This is a genomic window from Streptomyces sp. NPDC096136 (genome assembly GCF_044763325.1).
In the GTDB taxonomy this organism is placed as follows: domain Bacteria; phylum Actinomycetota; class Actinomycetes; order Streptomycetales; family Streptomycetaceae; genus Streptomyces.
Genome location: NZ_JBIWFZ010000052.1, coordinates 1 through 4,706, shown reverse-complemented (window position 1 = coordinate 4,706; position 4,706 = coordinate 1). Strand labels below are relative to the sequence as shown.

The window sequence follows — 4,706 nt, the reverse complement described above, 5'->3', positions numbered from 1 at the left end:
CCCTGTGGGAGAGTAGGACGCCGCCGAACAATCATTGTGGGAAAGCCCCGCACCTTCTGGTGCGGGGCTTTTCTGCGTTTACGGGCCGGAGGCCGAAGGAGGCCGGCCCGCTCGGCCCGCACCGACACCGACCCGATCGGCTCGGACGGCCTGGCGGGCGTCGACTGCGGGACGGGACCTGACATGCCCCCCGGGTGATCGTTTGACATGGAGTGCACTCCAAGACCTAGCGTCGTGAGCAGACGGTTTTCCAGTTCAGGAGGGCACCAGAATGATCGACGCACGCATCCGGCACCTGGGCGAACTCGCGGTCTCCGCACAGGGTTTGGGCTGCATGGGCATGAGCCACGGCTACGGGGACTCCGACGACGACCAGTCGATCGCGACCCTCAACCGGGCCCTCGACCTCGGGGTGACCCTCCTGGACACCGCCGACTTCTACGGCTTCGGGCACAACGAGGAACTGATCGGCCGGGCCATCGCCGGACGCCGCGACGAAGCGGTGGTCGCCACCAAGTTCGGCTTCGCCAACCGCCTGGGCGAGCCCACCGTGATCCGCGGCGACGCCGCCTACGTCCGCCAGGCCTGCGAGGCCTCGCTGCGTCGGCTCGGGGTCGACCACATCGACCTCTACTACCAGCACCGGGTCGACCCGCAGGTGCCGATCGAGGAGACCGTCGGGGCCATGGCCGAACTGGTCCAGGCCGGCAAGGTCCGCCACCTCGGACTGTCGGAGGCCGGTACGGAAACGATCCGCCGGGCCCACGCGGTGCACCCGATCGCCGCGCTCCAGAGCGAGTGGTCCCTCTGGACCCGGGACCTGGAGGCGGAAGTCGCCCCGGTCTGCCGCGAACTGGGCATCGGCATGGTCCCCTTCTCCCCGCTCGGCCGGGGCTTCCTGACCGGCCGCTACAGCTCCGTCGAGGGCCTGGCGGAGGGCGACGTACGGCGCACGCAGCCGCGGTTCGCCGACGGCAACCTCGACCGGAACCTGGCGATCGTCGCCAAGCTCGAGGAACTGGCCGCCGCCAAGGGCGTGACCACCGGACAGCTGGCCCTGGCCTGGGTGCAGCACCGGGGCGAGGACGTCGTACCGATCCCCGGCACCCGGCGGCAGCGGTACCTGGAGGAGAACCTCGCCGCCCTGTCCATCGAGCTGACGGCGGAGGACCTGGCCGCCATCGAGGCCGCGGCCCCGCGCGAACAGATCGCGGGCGCCCGCTACGACGAGTCCAGCCTGAGCTTCGTCAACCACTGAGCGGACCGCTGCACCCACCACGGCCCGGAGCCGTCGGCAGGGGCCGGCAGGCCCCGGCCGCCGGCTTGGGCCGCCGGCTTGGGCCGCCGGCGGTCAGTGCCGCTGGAGGACGGCCACCGCCTCCTTCACCCGTCCGAGGATGATCAGGTGTTCGGCCAGGTCCGTGGTGGTGCCGCAGGCGTGCGCTTCGAGCACGGTCACGGCCTCCTCGACGCGGCCGGCGTCGGCGAGGAGCAGGGCGATGGACGACGCCGCGTACGAGGTCTCCCCTTCCGGGTGGGCCCGTGCCAGTTCGAGCGCCTCCTCGCGCCGGCCGCAGGCGGCCAGCAGCGGCAGCCGCATCTCGAAGAAGCCCCAATCCTCGTCGCCACGGCTGGATTTGAGGTCGTCGAGGTAGGCCAGTGCCTCCTCGGCGCGGCCGTGGTCGGCGTACAGGGTGCACAGCCTGCGGACGAGCCAGTCCTCCGCTCCGAGGGGCGCGTCCGCGAGCAGGCGCAGCACCTCGATCGCCTCGCCGCCCCGGCCGTGCCGCTCCAGGAGCGCCGCGAGCTCCACCGCCCCGAACCGCCGGAAGTCCTCCGAAGCCCCCGGCCTCCGGTACACGGCGATGGCCCCCTCCAAGTCGCCGCGCTCCGCCAGCAGTTCGGCCAGCCGGCGCGCCGGGGCCCCGAGTTCCTCGGCGTACACCCGCAGCTCCTCCATCCGGCCGGTACGGACCAGGAGGCCGGCGAGCTGCTCATGGCCGTGGACCGGCGAGGCGGTGGGGCCGGGCCGCAGCAGGGCCAGCGCGTCGTCGACCCGGCCCTGGCGTTCGCGGACGGTGGCGAGCAGGTGCGCCGCGCCGGCGGGCGCGGGATCGGTGCGCCGGCAGGCCGGGTCCTCGCAGCGGTGACCCGCCGCGATGCGGTCGGCCAGCAGCGCGGCGACCTCCTCGTCCCGGCCCGCGCCACCGGCGACGTCGACCAGGGCGACGGCGAGGAAGGCGTCGCCGATGTGGGGGAGGAGCAGCGCGAACGCCTCCGCGCTCCGCCCCTGCCGGGCGAGCAGCCGCCCGAGGAACGCCAGCGCCTCCCGTCCCCCGCCCTCGGCGTGCGGGCGGGCCAGCGCGATCGCCTCGTCCGCCCTCCCCCAGGCCTCCAGCAGCCCGGCCGCGGCCTCGACCGCCGTCCACCACCCCGTGGCGACGTAGGGGTCGAGCAGCTTCCGGGCTTCCGCCCGCCGCCCCTCCCCGGCGAACCGCTCCGCGAGCTCCCGCGCACAGAACCACTCCCCGCGGCCGGCCTGGAACGCCACCTCCTCGACGTGGCCGAGCTCCAGCAGCCGGGAGACGACGTACGGGGGGATGCAACGGGAGTACGACCGGAACCGGCGGTCGAGATCGGCAGCGTCCATGGGCAGGCACCTTAGGGGACGCCCTCCGACGGGCGACATCGCGATCCAGCCGTTCCGGCTCACCGTTGACGGTGTGGTCCTCGGCCTCATCACGGAGTGCCATGCCGAGGACGAGGACGGCGAGCACGACCGGGCTGAGCTCCATCCGGATCGGTTGGGCCTCTCGGCTCCGCGGGACGGCGCGTACGACACCTGACAGACCGAGCGGTTCAGCCGGTGTCGACCACGTCCGCAGGCCGGGCCCCGGAGCCCGGGCCCCGGGCGCCGTCACGGTACGAGGACGACCTTGCCACGGTTGCTTCGCTGCTCGATCACGGTGTGGGCGCGGGCCGCCTCGGCGAGGGGGATCTCCTCGTGGACGGTGGTGCGCAGCGTGCCCGCGGCGTGCTGCTCCCACAGCTCGCGCTGCCAGCGGGCGTACAGGTCGGGCCGGTTGAGGGCGATGGCCCGCATCTGGAAGCCGATCACCGAGGCGCCCCGCACCAGGAGCTCGTACGCCTCCACCGTGCCGCCGCCGGAGCTGAAGGCCACCAGCCGCCCGCCCATGGCCAGGGCCCGCACGGCAGGGCCGAGCAGGTCGCCGCCGACACCGTCGAGGACGACGTCGTACGGGGCGCCCCAGTCGGCGTCCTCGTACAGCACGACCTCGTCCGCGCCCAGGCCGCGGACGAACCCGGCCTTGTCGGCACTGCCGACGGCGGCGACGACGCGCCCCGCCCCGCCGGCCTTCGCGAGCTGGAGGGCGAGGCCGCCCACCGCACTGGCCGCCGCCGTGACGAGCACCGACTCGCCGGGCCGCACCCGCCCCGCCTCGTACGCCCCGCGCGCCACGAGCCCGCTGCGCACGAGCGCCACCGCGTCCACGGCGGTCGCGCCGTCCGGGACGGCGGTCGTCAGCGCGCTGTCCAGGACGGCGTATTCGGCGTAGGCGTGGGCGAAGCACAGCCCGGTGACACGGTCCCCGACGGAGAACCCGGTGACGTCCGCTCCGATGGAGACGACGGTCCCGGCGACCTCCCCGCCGAACGGGACGGGCCCGCTTCCCTCCCGGACCTTGCGGACGGTGGGCAGGGTGACCCCGATCGCCTCGGCCCGGACGACCAGTTCCCCGGGCCCCGGCTCCGGGCGGTCGACCTCCTCGGTGAAGAGCACTTCGGGCCCACCGTTGACCTCGTGGCGGATGCGCAGCACAGGACCTCCCCCGATCCGTTCATTTCGTTGGACATCCCAACGGTATGCCGAAAGTCGTAGGGATGTCCAACGATCCACGGGTAGGGTGGGCCCATGGCCACGCCCCCGCCCCCGCCCCCGCCCCCGCCCCCGCCCCTCACGCACATCCAGTCCCTCCCCAGCTGGCTCGTCGGCCGGGTCGCGGCGCGCGGACGGGAACTGGTCGCCGAGGCCCTCGCGGCGGAGGGGCTGAAGCTGATGCACCACGCGGTGCTGGCGGCGACGGCCGAGTACGGCCCGGTCGCACAGGCGGAGCTGGGCCGCCGGCTCGCGGTGGACCCGAAGGACATGGTCGGGATCCTCAACCACCTCCAGGAAACGGACATGGTCCTGCGGACCCCCGACCCCGCCGACCGCCGCAAGAACGCCGTGACGGTCACCGCGCGGGGAGAAGCGGTCCTCGCCCGCTGCGCGGAGCTCGCGGAGGCGGCGAACGAGCAGCTCCTGGCGCCGCTGACGGCGGAGGAACAGGTCGTCCTGATGGGGCTGTTGCGGCGCGTCCACGAGGGGCCCGCCTCGTTTTGACACCCCCGGGGGTGGGATGTAGAGTCAAACGGTTGCCTCGAACTGGACAAGTTCGGCGACACCCACCCCTCAGCGAATCGAATTCCATGCGGGGTGCCCTCGACTCTTCATTCGGAACGTCGAAGCCGGGAAATCCGGTGGAAAACTTCTGATAGAGTCGGAACCGCCGGAAAGGGAAAACGCGAAAGCGAAGAACCTGGAAAGCACCGAGGAAGTCGGACACGAAAGAGTCTGATAGAGTCGGAAACGCAGGAAAGAACGAAAGCCCGGAGGAAAGCCCGAGAGGGTGAGTACAAAGGAA

The 4,706-nt window shown here is 72.8% G+C and carries 4 protein-coding genes; 2 read left to right on the top strand and 2 right to left on the bottom strand.

The genetic code is table 11. From position 1 onward, the window contains the following. Positions 1-271 precede the first annotated feature (271 nt). A complete protein-coding gene (locus ACIRBY_RS38620; RefSeq protein WP_403910138.1) occupies positions 272-1,258 on the top strand; it encodes an aldo/keto reductase in 987 nt (328 codons plus the stop codon). A gap of 93 nt (positions 1,259-1,351) precedes the next feature. Here ACIRBY_RS38620 and ACIRBY_RS38615 read toward each other — a convergent pair whose 3' ends face one another. Beyond that, positions 1,352-2,650 (bottom strand): hypothetical protein, encoded by a 1,299-nt coding sequence (locus tag ACIRBY_RS38615; protein WP_403910135.1) that lies wholly within the window; start codon positions 2,648-2,650, stop codon positions 1,352-1,354. A 267-nt stretch (positions 2,651-2,917) separates the two neighbouring features. Continuing rightward, positions 2,918-3,841 (bottom strand): zinc-binding alcohol dehydrogenase family protein, encoded by a 924-nt coding sequence (locus ACIRBY_RS38610; protein ID WP_403910132.1) that lies wholly within the window; start codon positions 3,839-3,841, stop codon positions 2,918-2,920. A 93-nt stretch (positions 3,842-3,934) separates the two neighbouring features. Between ACIRBY_RS38610 and ACIRBY_RS38605 the strand changes: the two genes are divergently transcribed. Further along, positions 3,935-4,405 (top strand): MarR family winged helix-turn-helix transcriptional regulator, encoded by a 471-nt coding sequence (locus ACIRBY_RS38605; protein ID WP_403910129.1) that lies wholly within the window; start codon positions 3,935-3,937, stop codon positions 4,403-4,405. Positions 4,406-4,706: the final 301 nt, after the last annotated feature.